Origin of the sequence: Mixta theicola, from assembly GCF_002895925.1 — a bacterium.
GTDB classification, from domain to species: domain Bacteria; phylum Pseudomonadota; class Gammaproteobacteria; order Enterobacterales; family Enterobacteriaceae; genus Mixta; species Mixta theicola.
The window spans coordinates 1-353 of sequence record NZ_NWUO01000066.1 but is presented as its reverse complement, the minus strand read 5'-3'; the positions used below and the strand labels follow the sequence as shown (position 1 = coordinate 353).

General features: G+C 55.8%; 1 protein-coding gene. It reads left to right on the top strand.

Annotated elements, in window-relative coordinates; all coding sequences use genetic code 11:
* Nucleotides 1–353, top strand: a 353-nt coding sequence (locus COO59_RS20650) for a LysR family transcriptional regulator substrate-binding protein (protein WP_165786552.1), incomplete at both ends; no start/stop codon positions are given.

The following is a 353-nucleotide window of genomic DNA, read 5'->3' as shown; positions in this document are numbered from 1 at the left end:
GAGATAACCGGCACTGTTACTGTCGGCACAGGCGCAACGGCCTGTATTCATCTACTGCCCCCCTTACTGCAGCAACTGCGGCAGGCCCATCCCCTGCTGAAGGTGGACGTACGCACAGGTAACACTTCCGATATTGTGCGGGGCGTGGAGGAAAATCGTATAGATATTGGCCTGGTGACTCTGCCAGCCGCAGGTAAAAACCTGAACATCATCCCGCAGGGTACGGATGAGTTTGTTGTCATCATGGAAAAGGATGCATCAGAGCAGAGCGCGAAAATATGGACTCCGGGCGCCTTGCTGCCGCTGCCGCTGATTATCTTTGAACCGGGAAGCGGGACACGCGCCCTGATTGA